Source organism: Streptomyces sp. NPDC002776 (genome assembly GCF_053592195.1).
In genome coordinates this window covers 1-25,466 of sequence record NZ_JBSFVG010000006.1, presented here as the reverse complement: position 1 = coordinate 25,466, position 25,466 = coordinate 1, and the positions used below count along the sequence as shown (strand labels likewise).

General features: G+C 70.2%; 26 protein-coding genes and 1 rRNA gene. 16 read left to right on the top strand and 11 right to left on the bottom strand.

Translation table 11 applies throughout. From position 1 onward, the window contains the following. The first annotated feature begins 3 nt into the window (after positions 1 to 3). The 5 genes from ACWD11_RS14235 (at position 4) to pstB (ending at position 4,890) form a co-directional block, all read left to right on the top strand. Positions 4 to 435 (top strand): NUDIX hydrolase, encoded by a 432-nt coding sequence (locus ACWD11_RS14235; RefSeq protein ID WP_389418007.1) that lies wholly within the window; start codon positions 4 to 6, stop codon positions 433 to 435. Positions 436 to 748: 313 nt separating this feature from the next. Continuing rightward, a complete protein-coding gene (gene pstS, locus ACWD11_RS14230; protein WP_389418006.1) occupies positions 749 to 1,873 on the top strand; it encodes a phosphate ABC transporter substrate-binding protein PstS in 1,125 nt (374 codons plus the stop codon). 104 nt (positions 1,874 to 1,977) lie between these two features. Beyond that, positions 1,978 to 2,982 carry a phosphate ABC transporter permease subunit PstC gene (gene pstC, locus ACWD11_RS14225; protein ID WP_389418005.1) on the top strand — a complete coding sequence of 335 codons (1,005 nt, stop codon included), beginning with the start codon at positions 1,978 to 1,980 and terminating at the stop codon, positions 2,980 to 2,982. Next, positions 2,979 to 4,031: a phosphate ABC transporter permease PstA gene (gene pstA, locus ACWD11_RS14220; RefSeq protein WP_389418004.1), complete on the top strand. Its 1,053-nt coding sequence runs from the start codon at positions 2,979 to 2,981 to the stop codon at positions 4,029 to 4,031. The genes pstC and pstA overlap by 4 nt, the downstream gene beginning before the upstream one ends. Before the next feature lie 82 nt (positions 4,032 to 4,113). Further along, entirely contained in the window at positions 4,114 to 4,890 is a 777-nt protein-coding gene (pstB, locus tag ACWD11_RS14215; RefSeq protein WP_383310389.1) for a phosphate ABC transporter ATP-binding protein PstB, read from the top strand. A gap of 173 nt (positions 4,891 to 5,063) precedes the next feature. Here the strand turns inward: pstB and ACWD11_RS14210 are convergent, their stop codons facing one another. After that, positions 5,064 to 6,062, bottom strand: a complete 999-nt coding sequence (locus ACWD11_RS14210; RefSeq protein ID WP_389418003.1) for an inorganic phosphate transporter — start codon at positions 6,060 to 6,062, stop codon at positions 5,064 to 5,066. A gap of 9 nt (positions 6,063 to 6,071) precedes the next feature. Continuing rightward, positions 6,072 to 6,692, bottom strand: a complete 621-nt coding sequence (locus ACWD11_RS14205; RefSeq protein ID WP_030043659.1) for a DUF47 domain-containing protein — start codon at positions 6,690 to 6,692, stop codon at positions 6,072 to 6,074. Between the two features lie 188 nt (positions 6,693 to 6,880). On the opposite strand from ACWD11_RS14205, the gene ACWD11_RS14200 reads away from it, so the two are divergent. After that, on the top strand, positions 6,881 to 7,213 hold the full coding sequence (locus tag ACWD11_RS14200) for a metal-sensitive transcriptional regulator (protein WP_389418002.1): 333 nt from the start codon (positions 6,881 to 6,883) through the stop codon (positions 7,211 to 7,213). 9 nt (positions 7,214 to 7,222) lie between these two features. On the opposite strand, the gene ACWD11_RS14195 is transcribed toward ACWD11_RS14200, so the two are convergent. After that, positions 7,223 to 7,411 carry a hypothetical protein gene (locus ACWD11_RS14195; protein ID WP_389418001.1) on the bottom strand — a complete coding sequence of 63 codons (189 nt, stop codon included), beginning with the start codon at positions 7,409 to 7,411 and terminating at the stop codon, positions 7,223 to 7,225. 98 nt (positions 7,412 to 7,509) lie between these two features. Next, positions 7,510 to 8,325 carry a hypothetical protein gene (locus ACWD11_RS14190; RefSeq protein ID WP_451283161.1) on the bottom strand — a complete coding sequence of 272 codons (816 nt, stop codon included), beginning with the start codon at positions 8,323 to 8,325 and terminating at the stop codon, positions 7,510 to 7,512. A gap of 489 nt (positions 8,326 to 8,814) precedes the next feature. Here ACWD11_RS14190 and ACWD11_RS14185 point away from each other — a divergent pair, with 489 nt between their 5' ends. Continuing rightward, on the top strand, positions 8,815 to 10,362 hold the full coding sequence (locus ACWD11_RS14185) for an FAD-binding oxidoreductase (protein WP_451283159.1): 1,548 nt from the start codon (positions 8,815 to 8,817) through the stop codon (positions 10,360 to 10,362). 10 nt (positions 10,363 to 10,372) lie between these two features. On the opposite strand, the gene ACWD11_RS14180 is transcribed toward ACWD11_RS14185, so the two are convergent. Together ACWD11_RS14180 and ACWD11_RS14175 are read right to left on the bottom strand one after the other, a co-directional pair. Next, entirely contained in the window at positions 10,373 to 11,083 is a 711-nt protein-coding gene (locus ACWD11_RS14180) for a phosphatase PAP2 family protein (protein ID WP_451283157.1), read from the bottom strand. 149 nt (positions 11,084 to 11,232) lie between these two features. Further along, positions 11,233 to 12,177 carry a C40 family peptidase gene (locus ACWD11_RS14175; protein ID WP_389418423.1) on the bottom strand — a complete coding sequence of 315 codons (945 nt, stop codon included), beginning with the start codon at positions 12,175 to 12,177 and terminating at the stop codon, positions 11,233 to 11,235. Between the two features lie 253 nt (positions 12,178 to 12,430). Here ACWD11_RS14175 and ACWD11_RS14170 point away from each other — a divergent pair, with 253 nt between their 5' ends. Further along, positions 12,431 to 12,775, top strand: coding sequence for a DUF1330 domain-containing protein (locus ACWD11_RS14170; protein WP_389417997.1), 345 nt, complete (start codon positions 12,431 to 12,433; stop codon positions 12,773 to 12,775). Here the strand turns inward: ACWD11_RS14170 and ACWD11_RS14165 are convergent. Together ACWD11_RS14165 and ACWD11_RS14160 are read right to left on the bottom strand one after the other, a co-directional pair. Beyond that, positions 12,772 to 13,527 carry a PIG-L deacetylase family protein gene (locus tag ACWD11_RS14165; protein ID WP_451283155.1) on the bottom strand — a complete coding sequence of 252 codons (756 nt, stop codon included), beginning with the start codon at positions 13,525 to 13,527 and terminating at the stop codon, positions 12,772 to 12,774. The two genes, ACWD11_RS14170 and ACWD11_RS14165, sit on opposite strands and share 4 nt — an antisense overlap. Before the next feature lie 22 nt (positions 13,528 to 13,549). Beyond that, the gene (locus ACWD11_RS14160) at positions 13,550 to 14,455 is read right to left on the bottom strand and encodes an oxidoreductase (protein ID WP_451283153.1); all 906 of its coding nucleotides are present in this window, start codon (positions 14,453 to 14,455) and stop codon (positions 13,550 to 13,552) included. Positions 14,456 to 14,552: 97 nt separating this feature from the next. Between ACWD11_RS14160 and ACWD11_RS14155 the strand changes: the two genes are divergently transcribed. Both ACWD11_RS14155 and ACWD11_RS14150 read left to right on the top strand, forming a co-directional pair. Next, complete coding sequence (locus ACWD11_RS14155) at positions 14,553 to 15,146, top strand: TetR/AcrR family transcriptional regulator (protein ID WP_389417994.1); 594 nt, start codon at positions 14,553 to 14,555, stop codon at positions 15,144 to 15,146. Between the two features lie 83 nt (positions 15,147 to 15,229). Beyond that, positions 15,230 to 16,318 carry a hypothetical protein gene (locus ACWD11_RS14150; protein ID WP_451283151.1) on the top strand — a complete coding sequence of 363 codons (1,089 nt, stop codon included), beginning with the start codon at positions 15,230 to 15,232 and terminating at the stop codon, positions 16,316 to 16,318. Between the two features lie 8 nt (positions 16,319 to 16,326). Here the strand turns inward: ACWD11_RS14150 and ACWD11_RS14145 are convergent. Beyond that, a protein-coding gene (locus ACWD11_RS14145; protein ID WP_451283149.1) for an IS5 family transposase occupies positions 16,327 to 17,258 on the bottom strand; the annotation gives its coding sequence in 2 pieces (ribosomal slippage) (positions 16,327 to 16,839 and positions 16,842 to 17,258; 930 coding nt in all). Positions 17,259 to 17,678: 420 nt separating this feature from the next. Between ACWD11_RS14145 and ACWD11_RS14140 the strand changes: the two genes are divergently transcribed. From ACWD11_RS14140 to ACWD11_RS14115, 6 genes are all read left to right on the top strand, one after another. Then, positions 17,679 to 17,987, top strand: coding sequence for a hypothetical protein (locus ACWD11_RS14140; RefSeq protein ID WP_019526682.1), 309 nt, complete (start codon positions 17,679 to 17,681; stop codon positions 17,985 to 17,987). A gap of 166 nt (positions 17,988 to 18,153) precedes the next feature. Continuing rightward, positions 18,154 to 18,984 carry a hypothetical protein gene (locus ACWD11_RS14135; RefSeq protein ID WP_451283147.1) on the top strand — a complete coding sequence of 277 codons (831 nt, stop codon included), beginning with the start codon at positions 18,154 to 18,156 and terminating at the stop codon, positions 18,982 to 18,984. Beyond that, positions 18,974 to 20,296 carry a hypothetical protein gene (locus tag ACWD11_RS14130; RefSeq protein WP_451283145.1) on the top strand — a complete coding sequence of 441 codons (1,323 nt, stop codon included), beginning with the start codon at positions 18,974 to 18,976 and terminating at the stop codon, positions 20,294 to 20,296. The genes ACWD11_RS14135 and ACWD11_RS14130 overlap by 11 nt, the downstream gene beginning before the upstream one ends. Continuing rightward, positions 20,293 to 21,852: an SCO6880 family protein gene (locus ACWD11_RS14125; protein WP_389417990.1), complete on the top strand. Its 1,560-nt coding sequence runs from the start codon at positions 20,293 to 20,295 to the stop codon at positions 21,850 to 21,852. The genes ACWD11_RS14130 and ACWD11_RS14125 overlap by 4 nt, the downstream gene beginning before the upstream one ends. Positions 21,853 to 21,861: 9 nt before the next feature. Further along, the gene (locus ACWD11_RS14120; protein ID WP_389417989.1) at positions 21,862 to 23,271 is read left to right on the top strand and encodes an ATP-binding protein; all 1,410 of its coding nucleotides are present in this window, start codon (positions 21,862 to 21,864) and stop codon (positions 23,269 to 23,271) included. 13 nt (positions 23,272 to 23,284) lie between these two features. Further along, positions 23,285 to 24,754 (top strand): type IV secretory system conjugative DNA transfer family protein, encoded by a 1,470-nt coding sequence (locus tag ACWD11_RS14115; RefSeq protein ID WP_451283143.1) that lies wholly within the window; start codon positions 23,285 to 23,287, stop codon positions 24,752 to 24,754. A gap of 2 nt (positions 24,755 to 24,756) precedes the next feature. Here ACWD11_RS14115 and ACWD11_RS14110 read toward each other — a convergent pair whose 3' ends face one another. Both ACWD11_RS14110 and rrf read right to left on the bottom strand, forming a co-directional pair. Continuing rightward, positions 24,757 to 25,302, bottom strand: coding sequence for a GNAT family N-acetyltransferase (locus tag ACWD11_RS14110; RefSeq protein ID WP_451283141.1), 546 nt, complete (start codon positions 25,300 to 25,302; stop codon positions 24,757 to 24,759). Between the two features lie 71 nt (positions 25,303 to 25,373). Beyond that, positions 25,374 to 25,466: ribosomal RNA gene (rrf, locus tag ACWD11_RS14105) — 5S ribosomal RNA — on the bottom strand; the annotation flags it as partial.

Genomic DNA, 25,466 nt, shown 5'->3' with positions numbered 1-25,466 from the left:
CCGGTGACCGCGACGAACGATTCCCCGGTCCGGGCGGCCGGCTGTGTGCTGTGGCGCCGCTCCCCGGTCGACGGCGAGCTGGAGGTCTGCCTCGTCCACCGGCCGAAATACGACGACTGGTCGCACCCCAAGGGCAAGCTGAAGCGCGGCGAGGAACCGCTCGCCGCGGCCCTGCGGGAGGTCGAGGAGGAGACCGGCTACCGGGCCACGCCCGGCGGCGAGCTCTCCACGCTGACCTACATGGCAGGCGGCCGCCCCAAGGAGGTCCGCTACTGGGCGGCCGAGGCCGGCCCCGGCACCTTCGTGCCGACCACCGAGGTCGACCGCATCGTCTGGCTGCGCCCCGAGGCGGCCCGCCTCCGGCTGACGCAGCCCCGGGACCGGGAGCTGATGGACGAGCTGGTCACCCCGGCCGAGCGAGGCAACGGCCGATGACTGGGCCGAATGTGGGGTCCGGCGGCACACGCCGGGCGCCCACGCCACTTCCGGAGTCACCCGATTGCGTAGGGTAACCATTCGAGGCCCGGGTCGGGATCACCCTGTGTCCTCGACGTAAGCGTTCCGTGACCTCACCACACCGTCCCCAGGGGTTCACCCCTCGTTCATTTATGGCCGTCGGCGCCTTCACCTCTTCTGCCTAATTTCAGCCTTACGCGGTGTGGCGCGTGGCTCGGCCAGGCGCCCACACCTCACAGACTTCGCACGCCGCCGGATTCAGGACGGCGGCTCCTGGAAGGAACTCCCTCAAGTGAAGCTTCAGCGCATGAACCGGCGGGCCCTCGCTCTCGGTGCTCTCGCCGTCTCCGGCGCCCTGGCCCTCACGGCGTGCGGCTCCGACGACACCGGTGACAGCGGCAGCAGCGACTCCACCACGAGCACGCAGGCCAACAACATCAAGTGCGACGACGCCAAGGGCCAGCTGCTGGCCGACGGCTCGTCCGCCCAGAAGAACGCGATCGACGCCTGGGTCAAGCAGTTCACCGCGGCCTGCAAGGGTGTCCAGATCAACTACAAGGGCGGCGGCTCCGGCGCCGGTATCACCGCGTTCACGCAGGGCACGGTCGCCTTCGCCGGCTCCGACTCGGCGCTGAAGCCGGAAGAGGTCACCGCCTCCAAGGAGGTCTGCTCCGGCGGCCAGGGCATCGACCTCCCGATGGTCGGCGGCCCGATCGCCCTCGCGTACAACGTCGAGGGTGTCGACGACCTCGTCCTGGACGCGCCGACCCTGGCGAAGATCTTCAGCGACAAGATCAAGAACTGGAACGACCCGGCGATCGCCAAGCTGAACCCCGACGCCGAGCTGCCCGACCTCAAGATCCAGGCGTTCCACCGCTCGGACGAGTCCGGCACCACGGACAACTTCACCAAGTACCTCACCGCCGCCGCCCCGGAGCAGTGGAAGTACGAGGGCGGCAAGGCCTGGACCGCCCCCGGCGGCCAGTCCGCGTCCGGCTCCTCCGGTGTCGCCCAGCAGGTCAAGCAGACCGCCGGCGCGATCAGCTACATGGAGCTCTCCTACGCCAAGGACACCTCCGTCGTCGCCCTCGACACGGGCGCCGCCGAGCCGGTCAAGGCCTCCGTCGACACCGCCACCGCCGCCATCGCGGACGCCAAGGTCGTCGGCACCGGCAAGGACCTGGCCCTGGAGCTCAACTACGCCACCAAGGCCGACGGCGCCTACCCGATCACCCTGGTGACGTACGAGATCGTCTGCGACAAGGGCAACAAGGCGGAGACCCTGCCGACCGTCAAGGCGTTCCTCGGCTACATGGCCAGCGAGGACGGCCAGCAGATCCTCGCCGAGAACGACTACGCCCCCATGCCCGACGACATCATCGCCAAGGTGCGCGAGACCGTCGCGGGCCTGAGCTGACCTGAGTGTGCGGCCCGGTTCCCCACCGGGGCCGGGCCGCACCGTCCGGTGCACCGCCGCCAGGAGCCCTCCACCACGCAGGGCGCCGCAGACCGGAGAACCCGATGGACATAACCACCAAGAACACTCCCGCACCCTCACCACCGCAGCCGTCCGAGGCCGAGCTCAAGCGCAACGCCCGCGGCGCCACCCGTCCCGGAGACCGGATCTTCCTCGGTCTCGCCCGTGGCTCCGGCATCTTCCTGCTGGTGATCATGGCCGCCATCGCGGTCTTCCTCACCTGGCGGGCCGCCGTCGCCATCAGCAAGGACGAGGGCAACTTCCTCACGACCTTCGAGTGGAACACCACCGGCACCGAGCCGGTCTTCGGCATCGCGGTCCTGGCCTACGGCACGATCGTCTCGTCGATCATCGCCATGGTCATCGCGGTCCCGATCGCCGTCGCCATCGCGCTGTTCCTCACCCACTACGCCCCGCGCAGGCTGAGCGGCCCGATCGCCTACGTGATCGACCTGCTCGCCGCGGTGCCGTCCATCGTGTACGGCCTGTGGGGCGCCCTGATCCTCGTACCGCACATGGACGGCCTGTTCGGCTGGCTGGACGACTACTTCGGCTGGACCGGCATCTTCGACTGGGAGGGCGGGCCCGCCCGCTCGATGCTCACGGTCGGCATCCTGCTCGCGATCATGATCCTGCCGATCATCACCAACGTGAGCCGTGAGGTCTTCCGCCAGGTCCCGCAGATGCACGAAGAGGCCGCCCTGGCCCTCGGCGCCACCCGCTGGGAGGTCATCCGGATGGCGGTGCTGCCCTTCGGCCGCTCCGGCGTGATCTCCGCCTCGATGCTCGGCCTCGGCCGCGCGCTCGGCGAGACGATGGCCGTCGCCACCGTGCTCTCCCCGGACTTCCTCATCCACGGCAGCCTGCTCAACCCGGGCGGCGGCACCTTCGCCCAGAACATCGCCAGCAAGTTCGGCGAGGCCAACGAGTTCGGCCGGGACGCGCTGATCGCCTCCGGTCTGGTCCTGTTCGTCATCACCCTGCTGGTCAACGGCGCGGCCCGATGGATCATCGCTCGCCGCAAGGAGTACTCGGGGGCCAACGCATGAGCACCGTCGTCAAGCACCCCAGCTCCCTGCAGGGCGCCCGGCTGCCGAAGTGGTCCCCCGTGGCCATCGCGGCCGGTTCCCTCGCCGTCTCCATCGGCCTGAGCCTGGCCGCCGGCTTCGACAGCAAGATCCAGTGGGGCCTGATCGCCGCGCTGCTCTTCGTCTTCGGTACGTACGCCCTCGCCGCCCGCGTCGAGGGCACGCGCCAGGCCAAGGACCGCATCGCGACCTCGCTGGTCTGGGTCGCCTTCCTGATCGCCGTGGTACCGCTGGTCTCCCTGGTCTGGTCGACCGTGCAGCGCGGCATCAAGGTCTTCGACGTCTACTTCCTGACCCACTCCATGGGCGTCGTCGCGGACACCGAGCCCGGCGGCGGCATCTACCACGCCATCATCGGCACCATGGAGCAGGTCGGCATCGCCACCCTGATCGCGGCGCCGGTCGGTGTGCTCACCGCGATCTACCTGGTCGAGTACGGCCGCGGCAACCTCGCCCGCGCCGTCACCTTCTTCGTCGACGTGATGACCGGTATCCCCTCGATCGTCGCCGGTCTCTTCATCCTCAGCATCCTGCTGATCTTCGAGATGAGCTTCTCGGGCTTCGCGGGCGCCCTGGCCCTCGCGATCCTGATGATGCCGGTCGTGGTCCGCTCCACGGAGGAGATGCTCAAGCTCGTCCCGAACGAGCTGCGTGAGGCATCCTTGGCTCTGGGCGTGCCCAAGTGGCGCACCATCCTGAAGGTGGTCCTGCCGACGGCCGTCGGTGGTATCACCACCGGTGTGATGCTGGCGGTGGCCCGTATCGCGGGTGAGACCGCCCCGGTTCTGCTGCTGGTGTTCGGCAACCCGTTCATCAACAACAACCCCTTCGAAGGGGCGCAGGCGTCGCTGCCGCTGTACATCTACCAGCAGTACGCGAACAGCGCGGGCTCGGAAGCGGCGTACGACCGCGCCTGGGCGGCGGCCCTCACCCTGATCGCCATCGTGATGCTCCTCAACCTCGCGGCCCGCGGCATCGCCCGCTGGAAGGCCCCGAACACCGGTCGCTGATGCATCTGTGCGCGGCTCCCCGCCGCGCGGCGGCCAGACAGCGACCGATCGCAAGACTTTCCTGAAAGAAGCAGTGATACCCATGGCCAAGCGAATCGACGTAAGCGGCCTCAGCGCCTACTACGGCTCCTTCCGTGCCATCGAAGACATCTCGATGACCGTCGAGCCCCGCTCCGTGACCGCCTTCATCGGTCCCTCCGGCTGCGGCAAGTCCACCTTCCTGCGCACCCTCAACCGCATGCACGAGGTCACCTCCGGCGGCCGGGTCGAGGGCAAGGTCATGCTCGACGACGAGAACCTGTACGGCGCCGGGGTCGACCCGGTCTCCGTGCGGCGCGAGGTCGGCATGGTCTTCCAGCGCCCGAACCCGTTCCCGACGATGTCCGTCTACGACAATGTCGCGGCCGGCCTGAAGCTGAACGGCTCGTACAAGAAGTCCCAGCTCGACGACGTCGTCGAGAAGTCCCTGCGCGGCGCCAACCTCTGGAACGAGGTCAAGGACCGCCTGAACAAGCCCGGCTCGGGCCTGTCCGGTGGTCAGCAGCAGCGGCTGTGCATCGCCCGCGCCATCGCGGTCGAGCCGAACGTCCTGCTGATGGACGAGCCCTGCTCGGCCCTGGACCCGATCTCCACGCTGGCGATCGAGGACCTGATCGGCGAGCTGAAGGAACGGTTCACGATCGTCATCGTGACCCACAACATGCAGCAGGCGGCCCGGGTCTCGGACCGCACCGCCTTCTTCAACCTGGCGGCCGTCGGCCAGCCCGGCAAGCTGATCGAGATCGACGACACGGAGCGCATCTTCTCCAACCCGTCGGTCCAGGCCACCGAGGACTACATCTCGGGCCGCTTCGGCTAGGCCGGAGCCCGCAAGACCCCTCGCGGTGCTGCATGGCGGTGCCACCGCGAGGCAGATAAGGGCCCGCCCCCCGGCTCCCGGGGGGCGGGCCCGTGTCGTCTCCCGCGGCGGCAGACCCGTACGCCGGTCTGCTGATTCGTTTCTTCAGTACGTCGGCCCGGCCACCCGCTCCGCTACAGGAACGCGAGGTGCACGACCCCGAACGCCGCCGCGGCCACCAGCGCCGCGGCCGGCATGGTGATGAACCAGCCGAGGACGATGTTCTTGGCGACTCCCCAGCGCACGGCGTTCAGCCGCTTGGTCGCGCCGACGCCCATGATGGCGGAGGTGATGACGTGGGTGGTCGAGATCGGCGCCTTGAACAGGAACGCCGTGGTGAACATGATCGCCGCGCCGGTGGTCTCGGCCGCGAAGCCCTGCGGCGGGTCCAGCTCGATGATCTTCCGGCCCAGGGTGCGCATGATCCGCCAGCCGCCGGCGTACGTGCCGAGCGACAGCATCACCGCGCAGACGATCTTCACCCAGATCGGGATCGGATCGCCGTAGTCCTCGACATCGGCGATGACCAGGGCCATCACCACGATGCCCATGGTCTTCTGCGCGTCCTGCAGACCATGGCCGAGGGCCATGCCCGCCGCGGACACGGTCTGCGCGATCCGGAACCCGCGCTTGGCCTTGTGCGGATTGGACCGCCGGAACATCCACATGATCCCGGTCATGACCAGATAGCCGACCCCGAGCCCCACCAGCGGCGAGATGAACATCGGGATGACGACCTTCTCCAGCACCCCGTGCCAGTACACGGTGGTCCCGCCGGCCAGCGCGGCGCCCACCATGCCGCCGAACAGGGCGTGCGAGGACGAGGACGGCAGGCCGAAGTACCAGGTGATGAGGTTCCAGGTGATGGCGCCGACCAGGGCCGCGAAGAGGATTCCCATCCCCTTCGAGCCCTCGGGCGTCTCGATCAGGCCCTCACTGACGGTCTTGGCGACACCCGACCCCAGGAAGGCGCCGCCGAGATTCATCACCGCGGCCATGAGCAGCGCGGCCCGAGGAGTGAGCGCCCTGGTGGAGACGGAGGTGGCGATGGCGTTCGCCGAGTCGTGGAAGCCGTTGGTGTACGTGAAGAACAGCGCGACCGCGATGGTCACGACCAGAGCGAAGGTCTCCATGGAGGCGCCTCAGGACTCCTTCACGGCGATCGTCTCCACCGTGTTCGCCACGTGCTCGAACGCGTCGGCCGCTTCCTCCAGGACGTCCACGATCTGCTTGAGCTTGAGCACCTCGATGGCCTCGTACTTGCCGTTGAAGAGCATGGCGAGCAGCTTGCGGTGGATCTGGTCGGCCTGGTTCTCCAGCCGGTTGACCTCGATCCAGTACTCCGTGAGGTTGTCCATGGTCCGCAGGTTCGGCATGGCCTCGGCGGTGAGCTCGGCGGCCCGGGCCAGCACCTCGATCTGCTGCTCGACGCCCTTGGGCAGTTCCTCGACGTTGTAGAGGACGACGAGGTCGACGGCCTCCTCCATGAAGTCCATGATGTCGTCGAGGGACGACGCGAGGTTGTAGATGTCCTCGCGGTCGAAGGGCGTGATGAACGAGGAGTTCAGCTGGTGGAAGATCGCGTGCGTGGCATCGTCACCGGCATGTTCCGCGGCCCGCATACGCTCTGCGATCTCGGCCCGGCCGGCGGTGTCCGCCCCGAGCAGTTCCATGAGGAGTTTCGAGCCCGTGACGATGTTGTCCGCGGACGCGGCGAACATGTCGTAGAAGCTCGTCTCCCTGGGGGTCAGACGAAAGCGCACGTGGGGTCCTCGGGGTGCTTCGGTTTCGGTCAGGCTGATGCTAGGCGCATCATCCGGCCACGGCTAATGGGCCGTCCCCCAGTGTCGCCCATCAGGCACAGTGATCAGCACGGGGGCGTACCAAGGGCCCTATACCCAGCAAAGTTCGGTACGATATACCCAGTAGGGGTATATGTCTGGAGGACGCTATGACGACGACCGAGGCCGGCGCCACGGCGCCCTCCGAGCATGAGCACGCCACGCACGGCTATCACAAGCAGAAGGACGAGCACCTCAAGCGGCTGCGCCGGATCGAGGGCCAGATCCGGGGCCTGCAGCGGATGGTCGACGAGGACGTCTACTGCATCGACATACTCACGCAGGTCTCGGCATCGACGAAGGCGCTGCAGTCCTTCGCCCTCCAGCTCCTGGAGGAGCACCTGCGCCACTGCGTCGCGGACGCGGCCGTGAAGGGCGGCGAGGAGATCGACGCGAAGGTGGAAGAGGCGACGAAGGCGATCGGCCGTCTGCTGCGGACCTGAGGCCGAAAATCATCGGTCGGGGGAGCCGGGACCGCGGGCGTCCCGCTCCTCCGCGACCCGGAGCACCTCGTCGATGCTCTCCAGGCTGAGCCGGTCCTCGGCGGCCGAGGCCGCGATGATGAGCTCACCGCACAACTCGATCTCGGCGAGGGCCACGTGGTCCTGAACTGCCGTACCGCCGACCGGAGCCACGCGCATCACCTCTTCTCTGCCGCTACCGGCTTCCTAGAGTAGGGAGCGGCCTACACACCGCGCATGGCACGGACGGGCTAGTCCTTGACGACCGTCGGGGATCCTCACTCCTCGGCGATGCGTCCGGCGTAGATGTCGTCGCGGTCGGGCAGCCGTACGTCGACGGGGACGCCGAAGTCGAAGAGCAGGGTCGTCGAGGTCACGGCGACGGCGTCCTTCCGCTGCCCGTTGACGAAGCTGAACCGATGCCGGATCTTCCGGATGCGCCCCTGGTCGTCGAGGTACACGTCGAACGGCACCTGGGCGGTGGCGAACCCTTTCGCCGCGGCGGCGAGCGCGCCCCGGGATCCGTCGGAGGCGAGGTCGGCGGCGCGCCGCAGATCGGCGGTACCGCGGTAGTGGGTGACGTCGGCCCCGCCGAGCCGCCCCTCCCCGACGAGGGTGACGGAACGTACGCCCAGGAGGAGTTCGGCGGCGGTGAGGGGGTCGGTGGCACCGCCGGTGACCAGGTTTCCGTCCGCCATGGAAGCGGTCTCCACCCGGACCCACTTGTCGGCGGGCACCCCGGCGCCGCGGTTCTTCATGAAGAGGGCGCCGGGCGCGAGGAGTTCGGTGATGGGGCGGTGGGCGGAGTCCCCGGCGGGATCCTGGGGCAGCAGCACCTTGAGCCGCCCGACCTGCCGGCGGAAGTCGTAGACGCCCTCGCCGCGGATGGTGACGCGGGTCCCGCCGGTGGCCATCTCCATGGACGTACGGGCCTTGGAGCTCCGGGCGTCGACCAGCGCGGAGGCGGCCCGCCGCACGACCTCCGCGGGCTCCCCGCCCCGCCCGTCGTCAGGAGCGGTCCCACAACCCCCCACACAGGCCACGAACCCCGCCGCGACCACGGCTCCCCGCCGCCTGAACCGCCGCTCCGTCATCGCCTGCCTACCCCCCAGCGGGTACGTCCGTCACGGGCCCCTCGTCGTCGTCCCTAACGACGGCCGGGAGCCCGCCGTAACGCACCCCGACGCCCATAGAAGCCCTTTACCTCCCCTCGGTACGGTTGTCCCCGTGGCACACGACGAAGCCCCGCCCGCGCCCCCGCCCCACCGCACGGCCACGATCGAACAGGGCCCGTTCTGCACGGCCCGGTGCACCTGCGGCTGGAAGGGCCCGGCAAGAAGAGCCAGAAGCCAGGCCAGAAGAGACGCAGAGGCCCACACGACCCTGAGCACCACCGGCACTATCAGCCCGTCCGGCGTTTGAGGACGAGGCCCTTTCAGGGCCGACAGCGGGGGCCTGGGGGCGCAGCCCCCAGGGAGGGGACGGGTAGGGGCGGCGGGGGCGAAAACAACCCATAGCCGCACCCGACATGGAACCCCCACCCCCACCACCCCGTCTCGTTCCACGTAACCCCGGGAGGCGACATGGAACGGCGCACCTTCATCGCCGGCGGCGCAGCCGCTCTCACAGCAACAGCAACCGCCGCCTGCACAGCCACCGGCACCCGCCCCCCACTACGCACCACCAGCGCCACCACCCCCAGCACCCCCCGCACCCCCAGCACACCCACCACCTGGTCCGCCCTCGCCCGCGCCCTGGACGGCCCCCTCGTCCGCCCGGGCGACCAGGCCTGGCCCACCGCCCGCCAGCTCTACAACACCCGCTTCGACTCCCTGAAGCCCGCAGCCGTCGCCTACGTCGCCCACGAGGCCGACATCCGCACCGCCCTCTCCTACGCCCACGCCCACAACCTCCGCGTAGCGATCCGCAACGGCGGCCACTCCTACGCGGGCTGGTCCTCCGGCAACGGCCGCCTCGTCATGGACGTCTCCCAGCTCAACAGCATCCGCGTCTCCGGGGGCACCGCCGTCATCGGCGGCGGCGCCAAACTCATCGACGTCTACCGCGGCCTCGCCGCCAGGGGCGTCACCCTCCCCGCCGGCTCCTGCCCCACCGTCGGCATCTCCGGCCTCACGCTCGGCGGCGGCCACGGCGTCGTCTCCCGCGCCTACGGGCTGACCTGCGACAGCCTCACCCGCGCCACCCTCGTCACCGCGGACGGCAAGCAGCTGACCGCCGACGCCACCACGAACACGGACCTCTTCTGGGCCCTGCGAGGCGCCGGCAACGGCAACTTCGGCATCGTCACGGAGCTCCAGTTCACGACCCACCCCGCGCCCCAGGCCGTCATCGCGTACCTGTCCTGGCCCTGGTCGAGGGCCGCCGCCGTACTGAAGGCCTGGCAGGAATGGGGCCCCGCCCAGCCCGACGAGATCTGGTCGTCCTTCCATCTGGCGAACGCCACCGGAGGCACCCCGACCGTCTCGGTCACCGCCTTCTCCCTCGGCACCCACGGCGAACTCCAGAACGCCGTCGACCGGCTGGCCGACCGCGTCGGCGCCTCCGCCACCAGCGTCTCCCTGCGCCGCCGCTCCTACGAGGAGTCGATGGAGCTCTACGCCGGCTGCTCCTCCTTCGCCACCGACGCCCAGTGCCACCTCCCGGGCGCCACCCCGGGCCGCTCCCCGCAGGGCGCCCTGGGCCGCGAGACGTACGCCGCGAAGTCCGACTTCTTCGACCGCTCGCTCTCCCCGGCCGGCATCCAGACCCTGCTCACCGGGATGAGGTCGGTCCGCGGCGGCTCCGGCAGCGTCGCCCTCACGGCCCTCGGCGGCGCGGTCAACCGTGTCCCGCCGACCGCCACGGCGTTCGTCCACCGCCGCTCCCGCATGCTCGCCCAGTACATCGCCGCCTGGCGGGCGGGCACCAGCGGCGCCACGGCCCGGTCCTGGCTGACCGAGGCCCACACCGCGATGCGTCCGTACGCGTCCGGCGCGGCGTACCAGAACTACACGGACCCGGGCCTGAAGAACTGGCGCGAGGCGTACTACGGCGACGCCGCCCCCCGCCTGACGCGGCTGAAGAGGCAGTACGACCCGGAGGGGTTCTTCTCCTTCCCCCAGGCGCTGTGAGGGGGCGGCCTCAGGCGGCCAGGTCCCGCTCCGCGGCGTCGGCGCTCTCCGCGCGCGCACCCGGGACAAGGGCGTCCCGTCCGTCGTACGACGGCTCCTTGCGGGAGCGGATCAGCCATCCGGCCCGGGGCGACCGCTCGATCGCCTTCGTCAGCGGGGTCAGCAGTGCCGCGGCGACCGGGGACAGCAGCAGCGTCACGGCCGTACCGAGCGCGAAACCGCCGATGACGTCGGTCGGGTAGTGCACGCCCATGTAGACCCGGCAGAAGCCTTCGAGCAGGGCGAGGCCGATGCCGAACAGCCCGAACCTGCGGTGGGCGACGAAGAGCCCGACCCCCATGGCCATGGTGATCGTCGCGTGGTCGCTCACGAAGGAGAAGTCGGTCTTGCCGGAGACCAGGACGTCCAGGCCCTGGTGGTCGAGGAAGGGCCGGGGCCGTTCCACGAAGCCCCGTATCGGGACGTTCACCAGCACCGCGAGCCCGGCCGCGAGCGGCGCCCACACCAGCGCGGCGACCGACGGGGCGGCGTCCTCCCCGCCCCGCCTGCGCACCGACCACCAGCACCACAGCACCAGCAGCACCATGGCGATGAGCAGCCCGTACTCACCGACGTACGCCATCACCCGGTCGAACCACCCCGGTGCGTCCTTGGCCAGGCCATTGATGTCATAGAGCAGGTCGACGTCGGGGTTCGACCCGGATGCTGCGAGTCCAGCCATGGTGCTGCGGCCCCTTCGTCGTGTCTCCCGCTACGTCATCAGGAACGCACGGCTCCTGTTGATACGTTCCACGCTCCACTGAATGATCACTCAGACGTTATCGAAGAGAGACACATCGCCGCAGCTCAGGGGGTGGGTTCACGCTGCGCTCACACCTCGGTGGGGAGCGCTTTCGCGCCATCTTCGGTGACCCGGGTGGCCCCGAAGTAGTCAGGGGTGTCGATCGGGTCGAACCGGATCACAGCACCTGTTCTCGGGGCATCGATCATGTACCCGCCACCGACATAAATCCCCACATGGCGGATGGCCCGCGAGTTGGTGAGGTCGTCCGAGAAGAACACGAGGTCCCCGGGGAGCAGCTCGTCCCTGGCCGGATGCGGTCCCGCGTTGTACTGGTCGTTGGCCACACGCGGCAGCGAGATCCCGACACTTTCGTACGCGGCCTTGGTCAGTCCGGAACAGTCGAACCGGCCGCCGTCCTCCGGCGTGCCGTCCCCGCCCCACAGGTAGAGCGTCCCGAGCTTCTGCTGCGCGTAGGAGATGGCGCCCGCGGCCTGCTTCGAGGGGTCGACCCGCCCGACGGGCGCGGCGAAGCTGTCCTGGAGGGTCGTGATGGTCTTCACGTAGTTCTCGGTCTCCCGGTACGGCGGCACGCCCCCGTACTTGATGACCGCGTACGCCCCGGCGTTGTAGGCGGCGAGCATGTTCTTCGTCGCGTCGCCCGGCACGTCCTTGACGTAGGAGGCGAGTTCGCAGTCGTACGACGCGGCCGACGGGATCGCGTCCTGCGGGTCCCAGACGTCCCGGTCGCCGTCGCCGTCGCCGTCGATGCCGTGCGTGGCCCAGGTCCCGGGGATGAACTGCGCTATGCCCTGCGCGGCGGCCGGGCTCTGCGCCTTCGGGTTGAAGCCGCTCTCCTGGTAGAGCTGGGCGGCGAGCAGCGCCGGGTTGATGGCGGGGCAGAGGTTGCCCCACTTCTGCACGAGCGCCTGGTAGGCGGCGGGCACCGCCCCCTTGGCGAGCGCCTTGGCCCCGCCGCCGATGCCGTTGGCGAGGTTCCCGGCGACGACGTACACCCCGACGACGAGCAGCATCACGAAGCTGAGCCCCGCCGCGAGAGCGGCACCCGCCACGATCCACGCCTTACGCACCGTCAACCGCCCCTCGCCCGCCGGGAGTCCGCCCGCGTCAGTCTAGGAGCTTCCCACGGGAATTCCGGCGCAACCAGGGCCCGTCCGGGCAACCGGCCGCGGCGCATTACCCGAGAGGTCATCGACCCGGGCCATGCCCCGCTGACACGATCGTGGACGTAAGGAGCCCGACCGCCCGAACGGAAGGACGCCCGCCATGACCGCGTACGCCATCGCCCATCTCCGGAAGATCACCCCGCACCCGGAGATCGCCGAGTACATCGAGCGCATCAGCGCCACCTTCGAGCCGTACGGCGGCCGCTTCCTCGTCCACGGACGGCGGCACGAGACGATGGAGGGCGACTGGGCCGGGGACGTGGTGATGATCGGCTTCCCGTCGATCGCCGAGGCACGGCAGTGGTGGGACTCGCCCGCCTATCAGGAGATCGCCCCCTTGCGCGCCCGGCACATCGAGGGCGACATCATCCTGGTCGAGGGCGTGACGGAGGACTACGACCCGGCCACCACCGCGAAGGCCCTGCGGGACTCCCTGCCGTCCTAGGCCCTCAGTGCGCTCTCGGTCCGCGCTCCGGTTATGAGTTCCTGGCGGATGAACCACTCCGTGCCGAGGATGCCCTCACGTACCTGTGCCGGGAGCGCGGCGAGCAGGCCCGGCGCGGCGCCTCGCTCGGCTTCGCTGCGGTGGGCCCGTACGGCCGCCCACTTGCGCTGCAGCCAGGGGCGGACGTCCACGGTGGTGGTGACCCACTCGTCCGGCACCGTCCGCATGCCCTTGCCGGCCTCGGCGAAGTCGCCCAGCACCCGGACCGCCGAGTGCGGGTGGGTGGCCAGATACAGCGCCCGCGGCCGCCAGGGGTCGCCCGCCTCCGGGTACAGCCGCTCCAGCCCCGCCGCCTGCACGGCCAGCACGGTCAGGCGGTGGGTGTGCACATGGTCCTCGTGACCGGTGACACCGCCGTACGCGTCGTGGGTGACGACGATGTCCGGACGGAACTCCCGCAGATGGGCGACGAGTCGTCCGACCGCCTCGTCCAGCGGCGCGTCGCACAGCCGGGGGCTGCCGGGGGCCGAGGCGGGCACGCGGGAGTCGGCGTAGCCGAGCATCCGGGGCTGCTCGGGGATGCCGAGGAGGCGCAGCGCTTCGGCGAGTTCGGCGGCCCGGTGGGTGTGCTCGGCCCAGATCGCCGTCACCACCACCGTAGGAGAGCCCTCCGCGGCATTGCGGGCCAGCACTCCGCCCGCGGACAGCGACTCGTCGTCCGGATGCCCGAACACGGCGAGCAGACTCGGCATCGATCGACCACCTCCACGGCGCTCAGGCCACCTGCATCTCCAACGGACACACGACACCCGTGAGTTCCTCGGAGACCGTCCACAGTCGCCGGGCCGTCGCCGGATCGCTCGCCGCCCGGGACCGGCTCACCAGGGTCGGGCCGCCGCGCCACTCACCCAAGCCGTCGGGGCCGACGTAGGAGGCGCCGGGCAGGTCTTGGGTGGCGGCGTACAGGGTCGGCAGGGCGCCCGCCCGGTCGCTCTGGGCCACGTACCTGTTGGAGAACCGCATCGCCAGCCGGGCCACCCGGCTCGCGGCGTGGCTCTGGAGGTTGGTGGCCGAATACCCCGGGTGGGCCGCCAGGGCGCGGACCCGGGAGCCGGACTCGGTCAGCCGGCGCTGGAGTTCCAGCGTGAACAGCAGGTTCGCCAGCTTGGACTGCCCGTAGGCGCCCCGCGGGTCGTAGGCCGTGTCGCTGTTCAGGTCGTCGAAGTGAATCGCCTCGTCGCCCCAGCGGTGGGCGGAGGAGGAGACGGTGACGACGCGGTCGGTGACGTACGGCAGGAGCAGGTTCGTCAGGGCGAAGTGCCCGAGATGGTTGGTGCCGAACTGCATCTCGAAGCCGTCCTTGGTCCGCTGCCGCGGGATCATCATCACGCCCGCGTTGTTGATCAGCACATGCAGCGGGCCCGCCCACCCCGCGGCGAACTCCCGCACGGACGCCAGGTCGGCCAGGTCGAGTCGCCGCACCTCGGTGCTGCCGGACACGGTCGCGGCGGCGGCCCGGCCGCGCTCGGGGTCCCGTACGGCGAGGACGACATGCGCGCCCGCCCCGGCCAGCGCCTGGGCGGCGGTGAGACCGATGCCGCTGTTGGCACCGGTGACGACGGCCGTACGGCCGCTGAGATCGGGCAGGTCGGTCGCGTTCCACTTCTGCGTCTGGGTCATGCCTCGAATGTAGGCGCCGACAACAATGCTGTCAATGACAACAATGATGGCGCTGACAACAAAGCTGACGATGACAACATCCGGCTACGATGGGCCCATGCCCGAAAGCCGCCCCTACCACCACGGAGACCTGCGCTCCACCCTGCTCGCCGGTGCCGAGCGCACCCTGCGGACGAAGGGCGTCACCGCGCTCTCCCTGCGCGAACTGGCCCGCGAGGCCGGCGTCAGCCATGCCGCGCCCGGCCGCCACTTCAAGGACAAGCAGGCCCTGCTCAACGCGCTCGCGCTCGCCGGTTACGACCGCCTGGAGCAGACCCTCCAGGCCGCCGACGACCCCGCCCTCCCCCTGGAACCGCGGATCACCTCCCTGGCCCGCGCCTATCTCCGCTTCGCCCTCGACAACGCCGAGCTGCTGGAGCTGATGTACGCCCGCAAGCACGACCCCGACGCCTATGAGCAGATGGCGTCGGCGATCGACCGCACGGTCGGCATCCTGGAGCGGGTCCTGGCCGACGCCCAGCGGCGCGGCGAGATCGTCGAGGGCGATCCCGCCCAGCTCACCCTCATCGCCGGCGCGAGCCTGCACGGCCTCGCCGCCTTCGCCGCCGGCGGCATGCTCGCGCCCGAGGCGGCCCTGGCCGGCCTGGAGGACCTCGTCCACACCCTCCTGCACGGCCTCAAACCCCGCTGACGGCACCCCCGGGGCCGTCGCCGGGAACCGAACGCCCCCGGCCGACAGTCACTCCCGTAGGGGAGCAAGGGACGGGGGACGGCATGCATCACGTGCTCTACGGCGAGCAGTCATGGAATCCGCTGGCACGGACCGTGGCACTGACCGAGGAGGCGCTGCTCAGGGGCGGCCGGACCACCCCGCTCGGCGAGCTGAACCTCGCCGCCATGGCCGACGCCTACCGGCGCGGGTACTGGCTCGGCGGCGGCGGGACGGAACGCCCGCTGAACCGGCTGCCGGACGGCCCCGGCACCGTCCCGGTCACCCGGATCACCGGCACCTGCACCCCGCTGAAGCTCCGTCAGGCCGCCCCGTTCGCGCGCGAGCTGGGCGAGCTGGCGGTACGGCGGTGCGGTGGGCCCGGGCAGGTGGCGGCGCTGGCGGACCGGGCCCGGTCCGAGGGCGTACCCCTGTGGATCGCGCGGCGGTACGCGCCGGGGCCGGCCGGACCGATCACCGTCACCGTGGACCGGAAGCTGGTGCGCGTGGACGTATGGGGACCGCACGCGCCCGTCGTACGCGTCCGGGCCCCCCACGGCTTCAGCTCGCGGACCACCGACCCCTCCCAGGGCCTGCGCGTGACCGTCGGCACGGTCACCGCCCAGCCCCTCCTCAGCAGGAAGCTCCGCAAGTCGAAGAACTACGTGGAGCTGCGGCTGCCCGGACAGCACTGGATGCTGCGCCGGGAGAACGCGACCAGCTCGTGGCTGCTGCGCGACGAGCGGCGCGTCGCCCTGCTGAGCCGCCCCCCGCGCAGGCGGACCCCCGATCCGCACAGCGTCCTGGTGCCCCTCTCCCCGGTGCACCACGAGAGCATCGACCCGCTGGACGCCGTCATGGCGCACGCCTTCGCCGTCACCTTCGGGCTCGGGGACACGACGGGCTCGGCCCGGTTCCGCTCGGAGCGCCACCGCAGCTACGGGGGCGAGCCGTTCGCCCCTGACGAGACCTGGAACCGCCCCTGGTTCAGCAACCTCGGCAGCGGCCGCGACGACAACGAACCCGGCGGCAGCGACGGCTGGGGCTCGGACGGTGGCGACGGAGGAGACAGCGGAGGCGACGGAGGAGACAGCGGAGGCGACGGCGGAGGTGGGGGCGGTGACGGCGGCGGGGGCGGGGGCGGGGGCGACTAGGCCGTTGCTTATGGCTCTTGAACGGTGTCGCGGAGCCAGATGACGATCGCGGTGACGGCCAGGGTGCCGTTGAAGATGTAGTCGCGCTTGTCATAACGGGTGGCCACCGCGCGGAACTGCTTCCACTTGTTCACGCACCTCTCGACCGCGTTGCGACGGCGGTACTGAGCCTTGTCGAAGCCCGGGGGCCGGCCGCCCGCCTGTCCCCGGCGCTTGCGGTGGTCCCGCTGGTCATCGGGCTGCGCGATGGTGGCCTTGATCCCGCGTCGCCGCAGGTAGGCGCGGTTGTCCCGGCTGGAATACGCCTTGTCGCCGCGCACCCGGTCCGGCCTGCTGCGCGGGCGGCCCGTACCTCGACGCCGGATGCGTAAGCCGTCCAGCACCGGGGCGAACATCGGGCTGTCGCCCCGCTGACCGGGCGAGGTCAGCCAGTGCAGCGGGCGGGCCCGGTCGTCGGAGAGCAGATGGACCTTGCTGGTCAGCCCGCCCCGTGAGCGCCCCAACGCCTCGCGCCCATCGGCCTCCTCACGCGTTCCGCCCCCTTTTGCAGGTGGTCGGCCGGAGGCTTGCGAGGTGCCCCGGCCGCGTGCTGATGCGCACGGCAGGACGTGGAATCAATGTTCACGGCCCACTCCTGCGGGGACACCTCGCGGGCGAGTGCGCCGTCCGGATCACCGGCATCGGCCTCGATCTGCAACTCCTCGAGGACGGCTTTCCAGGTGCCGTCGGCCGACCAGCGGCGATGACGCTCGTAGACGGTCTGCCAGGGACCGTACCGTTCCGGCAGGTCAGGCCAGGGCACCCCGGTACGGGCCCGGAACAGCACCCCGTTGATCACTCTACGGTGATCCGCCCACTGCCCGCCCGGCCTGCCGTTGCCGGGCAAGAGGGGCTCGATCTTCCGCCACTGCGCATCCGTGAGTTCATGTCGCCGCACCATACGGGCGTCCTGCCCGGCCGACGACGAGATCCACCCAGCCCACCAAGAGCCATCAGAAACGGCCTAGCCCTGTCCAGCTCACCGCGACCGCCGGACGATCGGAAGATAGCCTTCACCCGGGGAACATCTCCCCGACCCGTCACCCGACCGGCCGTCAGAAACCGTACGGGTCGGGCGAGCAGCGGTAAGAGGGGACAACGACGGAATCACCCAGCAGGTTCCGCTCCCACTTCATTGCCCGGCGTGACCAGCCGTGATACACAGAGTGACGATACGACTCCTCACAAGGTATTCGTACGAAACCCGCCAATCAATGACGCCAAGTCGACATACGACGGCGTCATCGTCAGCGAGAATGAGGCCTGACCTCTGCGCCCACGCAGGGGGATACGGAACTACCCACCAGGGGCGGTGACTTACATGCTCTTTGCGGCCGACGAGGGAGACATCAACACCATCATCGGGGGGATCGCTCCGGACTGGGGCCCCTTCGGCAGCCTGGGCAACGAAGCGAAGGTGATGATCGAGGTGGTGATGGCAGTGGCCATCCTGCTGTGCCTCGGCATCGCCATCTGGGGGGCGGCCAAACAGCGCATCGGCGCCACTGCCCTCCGGGACACCTTCAGCGCCGAGCAGGGCAAGGGCCTCATCATCGCGGGCCTGACGGGAGTCTTCATCATCGGCTCTCTCGGCACGCTCTTCACCATCGTGTACGGCATGGCCGTGTAGCAACGATCACCCCTCCCCTCCCACCCCCCGTCGTGCCCACCGGCTGAGGTTGCGTTTCCCTGATGTCGAGTCACCACACCGCGCCCACGCGGGAACCAGCACGGCTACCGTCGTACTCCAACGGCTTCCACGGCTTTGGGTACGACGGTGAGGGGGCGTACGCGGCATGAGTCTCGGAGACGAGCGGGAGGCCTCCGGCGGTTACGGAGGCACGGGCCAGACCCGCACACGGCTGCCCGAGGGCGGCGGCGACGCGTACGGCACCCCACGACGAGCCGGCCGCTCGTCGTCCCGGAGCCTGGTCACGGTGGTCGGCGTCGTAGTCCTCCTCATCGCGGCAATCGCCTTCGCGAACCGCGGAGGAGACGATTCATCACCCAACCCGGACCCCGAGAACAAACCCCAGGCAGCGGCTACGGCGGCGAGCGGGGAGCGGCCGGTGGAGTCTTCCGCCGAGGGGATTCCGTCGGGGTTCGCTCAGGACGAGCAGGGAGCGCAGAGCGCGGCGGCGAACTACGCGGTGACGCTGGTCTCGGCCGACATGCTCAAGCGCGACCGGCGTGCGGGGATCGTGCGGCAGGTCTTCCTGGCCGACAAGCAGGCCGAGCTGGAGACGAAGTTCGACGCCACGTACTCCAAGGAGTTCCTGAGCAACCTCGGTCTCGACGAGAACGGCAACGCCACAGGTGGCAACACCTACGTCTCTCGCACCATGCCGATCGGCACCAAGGTCACCAGCCACTCGGACGCCGCGGCAACGGTCGAGGTCTGGTGCACCGGAGTGTTCGGCACCGCGGGGGAACGCTCGACCACGCCCGTCACCAGCGACTGGTTCACCATGACGTTCCAGCTTCGCTGGGCGGACGGCGGATGGAAGGTCGACAGCTTCTCCCAGAAGGACGGGCCTGCCCCCGTTCCCAGCGATGACAAGGCGTCCAGCGCCGACGAGATGGCCAAGGCCGTCGAGGAGTACGGAGGCTTCACCTATGCCCGGTAAGCCGCGCGTCGCGCTCAAGGCCGCCGCCGCAGTCGCCGCCGTACCGACCACCGTCGTGCTGCTGGCGTCTCGCGCCGCGGCCGCACCCACACCGTCCCCCACCCCCTCCGCCGACAACTGCGACCTGTTGTCGGGCCAGGCGAGGGAGTTCTGCGAAAGCGACTCGGACGGTGGCAGCGGCCCCAGCAAGACCCTCGACCCCACCACCACCCTCGACCCCCTCTCCTCCCTCGCCAAGGGCTGCGCCGACGCCGCCGCCTGGACCGTCGGCAAGCTCAGCGAGGCCGTCGAGGACACCGCGACCGTCGACTTCACGAACCCCAAGTTCCTCCAGCAGTACGCGGTCGTGTTCGCGGCGTCGACCATCCTCACCCTCCTGCTGTGGCTGCTGGCGGTCGCCAAGCGTGCCGTGCGCGGCGTACCCGTGACCACCGCCATCAGCGAAGCGATCGGCTTCCTCTGGCTCACCGTCCTCGCGTCCGCCTTCACCCCCCTGATCCTCTACACCGTCGTCTCCGCCACCGACGGCATCTCAGAGGTCCTCGCGAAGACCACCGGCGACCAGACCGACACCTTCTTCGGCACCTTCTCCGGCGCCCTGGAGAAGGGCGAGGACATCGGCGGCGGACCGATCATGCTGATCGTCGTCTCCCTCGTCAGCATCCTCGCCGCCGGAGTCCTCTGGCTGGAACTCGTCATCCGCGCCGCCCTGCTGTACGTCGGCGCCCTGCTCGGCACCGTCGTCTACGCGGGCCTGGTCGACAAGAACCTGTGGGGCCACGTCCGCCGCTGGGCGGGCATCATGATCGCCGTCATCCTGGTGAAGCCGGTCATCGTGATCGTCCTCGGCCTCGCCGGAGCGCTCTCCGCCGACGACGGCCCCGACGCCTTCTCCGCCGTCGTCTCCGGCCTCGCCATCATCCTGCTCGCCATCTTCGCCTCGGCGATGATCTACCGTTTCGTCCCGGGCTTCGGCGACGAGATCGCCGGCTCCCGCAGCAACCGCATCATGCAGGGCGCCGAGAGCAAGGCCGCGGCCGTCATGAGCTCCCCCGCGACCCTCGTCGCCCAGGGCATCAAGACCCACAGCACCCGGGCCGACAGCAACGGCCAGTCCGCCGGAGGCCCCCGCCCCGCCAACCAGGCGGCCGGCGGAGTCGCCGCGCACAGCTCCCGCACCGCGAACGGAGGCGGCGGAACTGTCCCCTCCGCCGCACCCGTGCCCCGCTCCGCCAGCAGCGCGCTGAACTCGCCCCACGCCGGCAACACCCGCAACAGCAGTACCAACCGCACGGGAGGTGAAGGGCGTTGACGACCGAGTCCCACGTGTCCCATCCGGTCACGCCCCGCCGTACATATCTGATCGGCCGCGCCCGGCCGAACGCGATCGTCGGCCGCAATCGCGAGACCGGCGAGATCGCACTGATCATCGGCGGCGCGTTCCTCGGCATGATGTGCGGGCTCCTCGTCCCCGTCCTCTCCCTGCGCATCGTGCTGCTCATGGGCTTCCCGCTGCTGGCGCTGGCCGCGGTCTACGTGCCGTACAAGCGCCGGACGTTCTACAAGTGGTTCGAGATCAACCGCAGCTTCAAGCGCACCGTGCGCCGGGGCACCGTCTACCGCTCGGCGGTCATGGAGGCCGGCATCCGGATCGACGGGCGCGAGGTGGAGATCGGCCCGCCGCCCGGCATCGGCCGGATCACCTGGCTCGCCGCCCCGTTCGGGCCCGACGAGATCGCCGTACTGCTGCACGCGGACCGCAGAACCGTCACCGCGGCCATCGAGATCGAGGGACCGGGCGTCGGTCTGCGGGACTCCGAGGACCAGGAAGCCCTCGTCGACCGCTTCGGCACGCTCCTCAAGCACGTGGCCAACGGCGACGGCTTCGTCACCCGCATCCAGATGCTCGCCCGCACCCTCCCCGCCGACCCCGACGCCCACGCCAAGGACGTCGCCGTACGCGGGGACGAGAAGTCGCTGCCGTGGCTCCAGCAGTCCTACGACCAGTTGCAGTCGATGGTGTCCACCAGCAGCGAGCAGCACCGCGCCTATCTCGTCGCGTGCATGCACTACACGCGCGAACTGGCCGCCGAGGCGCACGCCATGGCCCGGGCCGCGCGACCGCAGCAGGGCCGCAAGGTCGACAAGGACGCCGGGCTCGCCGTCGTCATGGCCCGTGAGCTCACCGACATCTGCTCCCGGCTGCAGGAGGCCGACATCCGCGTACGGCAGCCGCTCGGTCAGGGGCGGCTGGCTTCGCTGATCCACTCCATGTACGACCCGGACCACCCGATCGACCACATCCAGGCGATGACCAAGCGCAACGCCTGGCCGGCCGAGCTCGACGCCATGGAGCCCACCTACCTCCAGGCCAAGACCCGCGAGTCCTCCACCCGCGCCCCCTGGTGCCACGCCACGGCCTGGGTGAAGGAGTGGCCGATGACCCCGGTCGGCGTGAACTTCCTCGCGCCGCTGCTGGTCCACACCCCGGACGTGATCCGCACGGTCGCCGTCACGATGGACCTCGAACCCACCGAGATCGCCATCGAGCGCATGCTGACGGAGAAGACGAACGACGAGGCCGAGGCGTCCCGCGCCGCCAAGATGAACCGCACCGTCGACCCGCGCGACGTCGCCGCCCACAACCGCCTCGACCAGCGAGGAGAGGACCTGGCGAGCGGCGCGGCGGGCGTGAACCTGGTCGGCTACATCACCGTCTCCTCCCGTTCCCCCGAGGCCCTGGCCCGCGACAAGCGGACCATCCGGGCCTCGGCCGGAAAGTCGTACCTGAAGCTGGAGTGGTGCGACCGCGAGCACCACCGCGCCTTTGTGAACACGCTCCCGTTCGCCACCGGCATTCGAAGGTAGGGCCGCCGCATGCGGGATCCGATGTCCATCCTCTCCGACGCCTTCACCTCGTTCCTGTTCGGCAAGGTCGAGACGACCCGGCCGCCCGTGCGCACCTCGACCGGGCAGGCCCAGGCCGTCTATCTGCCGACCGCCGCGCCCGGCCTCGGCGACTCGGGCGTGATCATCGGCCGCGAGGTCTACTCCGGGAAGGGGTACATCTACGACCCCTTCCAGCTGTACGGCCAGCAGCTCCCGGCGCCGCACTGGCTCGTCCTCGGCGAGTCCGGCAACGGCAAGTCGGCGCTGGAGAAGACGTACGTCCTGCGCCAGCTGCGCTTCCGCGACCGCCAGGTCGTCGTGCTGGACGCGCAGGGCGAGGACGGCGCCGGCGAATGGAACCTCATCGCGCAGGAGCTGGGGATAACTCCTATCCGGCTGGACCCGATGGCGGCGCTCGACCAGGGCATCCGCCTCAACCCGCTCGACCCGGCGATCACGACGACCGGGCAGCTCGCGCTGCTGCGGACCATCATCGAGGTCGCGATGGGCCACGGCCTCGACGAGCGCTCCGGCTTCGCGCTCAAGGTCGCCCACGCCTACGTCAACGAGACCATCGTGGAACGCCAGCCGGTCCTGACCGACATCGTCGAGCAGCTACGGCACCCCGAGCCGGAGTCGGCCGAGGCGATGAACGTCGACATAGACGATGTACGGGCCTGGGGGCTCGATGTCGCCCTGGTACTGGACCGACTGGTCGACGGTGACCTGCGCGGCATGTTCGACGGCCCGACGACGGTCGGCATCGACCTGGACGCGCCGCTGATCGTCTTCGACCTGTCCCACATCGACCGCAACTCCATCGCGATGCCGATCCTCATGGCGATCGTCGGGGTCTGGCTGGAGCACACCTGGATCCGCCCCGACCGGAAGAAGCGCATCTTCCTGGTCGAGGAGGCCTGGCACATCATCAACAGCCCCTTCGTGGCCCAGCTGTTCCAGCGGCTGCTGAAGTTCGGCCGACGGCTGGGTCTGTCCTTCGTGGCGGTCGTCCACCACTTGTCCGACGTCGTGGACGGGGCGGCGGCCAAGGAGGCAGCGGCCATCCTGAAGATGGCGTCGACCAGGACGATCTACGCTCAGAAGGCGGACGAGGCGAGGGCCACCGGCCGGGTGCTCGGGCTGCCCAGATGGGCGGTGGAGATCATTCCCAGCCTCACCCCGGGTATCGCCGTCTGGGACGTCAACGGCAATGTCCAGGTGGTCAAACACCTGGTCACGGAGACCGAACGGCCGCTGGTCTTCACCGACCGCGCGATGACCGAATCGTCCGCCGACCACTTGCACGACGACGCCCTGCGCGCCGCCGAGCTGGAGGCGGAGGAGCGGGCGGCGGCCTTCGTGGAACAACACCTCGGCGACGAGTCGACGGTGGCGTAGAGGGGGCGACGGCGTGCGCGCAGACGACCGGCGGCAGGAGACAGCGGGCGGCATCCCCGACGGGCTGGTGCTCGGCCTGCTCGCGTTCCTGCTCGGCCTGACCTCGATGGTGTGGGCGGCGACAGGGCTGGCCGGCCTGTTCGCCCACGGCGCCTGGCCCACCGGCGTCACCTTCGCCCGCACCCCGCTCGCCCTGCGCCACCTCTTCGGCGCCCCGCAGGACATCACCGGCGCCTGGCCGGAGACACCGGAGGCGGAGCTCTCCGGGTACGGGCTGTTCTGGGGGCTGTTCATCGGCCAGCTGATGGTGCTGATCGTGCTCACCGTGTTCGTGATGGGGACGGTGACCCGGTGGCGTGCGGTCAGGGCACGGCGGCGGGAGGAAAGGCCGGCACCGCCCGAGCCGGAGCCGCTCCCGGAACCGGTGCCGCGGCCGATCCCGGCGCCGGTCCAGCACCAGGTCCCGGTCCAGCACGAGGTACCCGCACCGAGACCCGAGCCGGTCCAGCAGCCCGCCGCTCCCGCTGCCGCACTCACATCCCCGACGCTGCTACCGGCCTGGGAGAAGGTCTTCGTGGCCCCTCGGGAGACCCGGCGCACCACCGCGACCCAGGCTGTACGCGACGCCGAGGGCCCGGCCCTGGTCATCACCTCCAACCCGGCGGTCTGGCAGGACACCAAGGACGCCCGCGCCAAACTGGGCCCGGTCCACCTCTACGACCCCGCGCACCTCTGCGACACCCCGTCCCGCCTCCACTGGTCGCCGACGACGGGCTGCGAGGACAAGCAGACGGCAGCGGCAAGAGCGGCCGCGCTGCTCGCCCCGGTCCGGCCCACCGCGAAGATCGACCAGGCCGTGGCGGACACCGCCGAAACCCTCTTGCGCAGCGCCCTGCACGCCGCCGCCGTAGACGGCCGTACGATCCGGCACGTGCACCGCTGGTCCCAGGGCACCCAGCTCCAGGACGCGGTCCGCATCCTCCGCACCAGCCCGAAGGCCGCCCCCGGCGCCGCCGGCGAACTGGAAGCCGCCCTGACCGCGCACCCCGAGCGCCGGGACATGGCACAGCAGCTGACCACGCGGGCACTGTCCGCCCTGTTCACGGTGAACATCCGCGAGGCGTGCACCCCCAACCGAACTGATGCGCTCGCATTGGATTCTTTCGTGAACGAGGGGGGCACGCTTTATGTGGTGGGTGAATCCATCGAGGATCCCCGCACGAACCCGGGCGCGATGCCACTGCTGACCGCCCTGGCCTCCAGCGTGGTCGAGCGCGGCCGGCACATGGCCGAACGGTCATCCTCCGGTCGCCTCGACCCACCACTGACGCTCGTCCTGGACGACGTCGCGGCCGTCGCCCCGCTGCCCCAGCTCCCCGAGCTGCTGGCCACCGGCGCGGACCGGGGCCTGCCGACCCTGGCCCTGCTGCGGTCCCGGGAACAGGCCCGCGCCCGCTGGCCGCACGACGAACTGCCGGTGTAGCCCTACTCGGGCTCGATCGCGAACTCCAGCTCGGTTTCGCCCGGCGTCTGCGGCAGCGGCACGGTGACCCCGGTCGGCTCGAACCCCACCTTCCGGTACAGCCGCTGCGCACGCCCGTTGTCCTCGTGCACGATGAGCCGCACCCGCTCGGCGCCGTGCGCCCACGCCCACTCCAGGCCGGCGTCGAAGAGCACCTCGGTGAGCCCGATGCCCCGGTGCTCGGGCTGTACGAAGACCCCGACGAGATGCCCTTGCTTGCGCTCGACGGGGAACCCGGCCCAGTCGGTCGTCCCGGCCTCTTCGATCAGCACGGTCAGCGTCCCGACCCACTCCCCGTCCGGCCCTTCGGCGATGATCTGCTGCGCGCCGGACGCCCCTTCGGCGCTTCCCGCGGCACGCTCCTGCCAGAACGAGTCGGGGTGGGCCACGGCCGCCTCGTAGGTCTCCAGGAAGGCGAGATGCGCCACGGGGTCCTGAAGGGCGGCAAGCCGCAGAGCCTTGGCCCGCGGCCACTCGTCGGCGTGTATGGAACGGACCTTGTAGTTCATGCCGAACACCGTAGCCGAAACGCAGAAAACCCCCGTACCGAATAAACGGTACGGGGGTTCTCTCACAATTTGTTCGGCGGTGTCCTACTCTCCCACAGGGTCCCCCCTGCAGTACCATCGGCGCTGTAAGGCTTAGCTTCCGGGTTCGGAATGTAACCGGGCGT

What these genes read in the sequence shown, in the direction of transcription:
- pstC (WP_389418005.1), top strand. Translation starts at nt 1,978, where the DNA reads ATGGACATAACCACCAAGAACACTCCCGCACCCTCACCACCGCAGCCG.
- pstA (WP_389418004.1), top strand. Translation starts at nt 2,979, where the DNA reads ATGAGCACCGTCGTCAAGCACCCCAGCTCCCTGCAGGGCGCCCGGCTG.
- pstB (WP_383310389.1), top strand. Translation starts at nt 4,114, where the DNA reads ATGGCCAAGCGAATCGACGTAAGCGGCCTCAGCGCCTACTACGGCTCC.
- ACWD11_RS14210 (WP_389418003.1), bottom strand. Translation starts at nt 6,062, where the DNA reads ATGGAGACCTTCGCTCTGGTCGTGACCATCGCGGTCGCGCTGTTCTTC.
- ACWD11_RS14200 (WP_389418002.1), top strand. Translation starts at nt 6,881, where the DNA reads ATGACGACGACCGAGGCCGGCGCCACGGCGCCCTCCGAGCATGAGCAC.
- ACWD11_RS14195 (WP_389418001.1), bottom strand. Translation starts at nt 7,411, where the DNA reads ATGCGCGTGGCTCCGGTCGGCGGTACGGCAGTTCAGGACCACGTGGCC.
- ACWD11_RS14190 (WP_451283161.1), bottom strand. Translation starts at nt 8,325, where the DNA reads ATGACGGAGCGGCGGTTCAGGCGGCGGGGAGCCGTGGTCGCGGCGGGG.
- ACWD11_RS14185 (WP_451283159.1), top strand. Translation starts at nt 8,815, where the DNA reads ATGGAACGGCGCACCTTCATCGCCGGCGGCGCAGCCGCTCTCACAGCA.
- ACWD11_RS14180 (WP_451283157.1), bottom strand. Translation starts at nt 11,083, where the DNA reads ATGGCTGGACTCGCAGCATCCGGGTCGAACCCCGACGTCGACCTGCTC.
- ACWD11_RS14175 (WP_389418423.1), bottom strand. Translation starts at nt 12,177, where the DNA reads ATGCTGCTCGTCGTCGGGGTGTACGTCGTCGCCGGGAACCTCGCCAAC.
- ACWD11_RS14170 (WP_389417997.1), top strand. Translation starts at nt 12,431, where the DNA reads ATGACCGCGTACGCCATCGCCCATCTCCGGAAGATCACCCCGCACCCG.
- ACWD11_RS14165 (WP_451283155.1), bottom strand. Translation starts at nt 13,527, where the DNA reads ATGCCGAGTCTGCTCGCCGTGTTCGGGCATCCGGACGACGAGTCGCTG.
- ACWD11_RS14160 (WP_451283153.1), bottom strand. Translation starts at nt 14,455, where the DNA reads ATGACCCAGACGCAGAAGTGGAACGCGACCGACCTGCCCGATCTCAGC.
- ACWD11_RS14155 (WP_389417994.1), top strand. Translation starts at nt 14,553, where the DNA reads ATGCCCGAAAGCCGCCCCTACCACCACGGAGACCTGCGCTCCACCCTG.
- ACWD11_RS14150 (WP_451283151.1), top strand. Translation starts at nt 15,230, where the DNA reads ATGCATCACGTGCTCTACGGCGAGCAGTCATGGAATCCGCTGGCACGG.
- ACWD11_RS14140 (WP_019526682.1), top strand. Translation starts at nt 17,679, where the DNA reads ATGCTCTTTGCGGCCGACGAGGGAGACATCAACACCATCATCGGGGGG.
- ACWD11_RS14135 (WP_451283147.1), top strand. Translation starts at nt 18,154, where the DNA reads ATGAGTCTCGGAGACGAGCGGGAGGCCTCCGGCGGTTACGGAGGCACG.
- ACWD11_RS14130 (WP_451283145.1), top strand. Translation starts at nt 18,974, where the DNA reads ATGCCCGGTAAGCCGCGCGTCGCGCTCAAGGCCGCCGCCGCAGTCGCC.
- ACWD11_RS14120 (WP_389417989.1), top strand. Translation starts at nt 21,862, where the DNA reads ATGCGGGATCCGATGTCCATCCTCTCCGACGCCTTCACCTCGTTCCTG.
- ACWD11_RS14110 (WP_451283141.1), bottom strand. Translation starts at nt 25,302, where the DNA reads ATGAACTACAAGGTCCGTTCCATACACGCCGACGAGTGGCCGCGGGCC.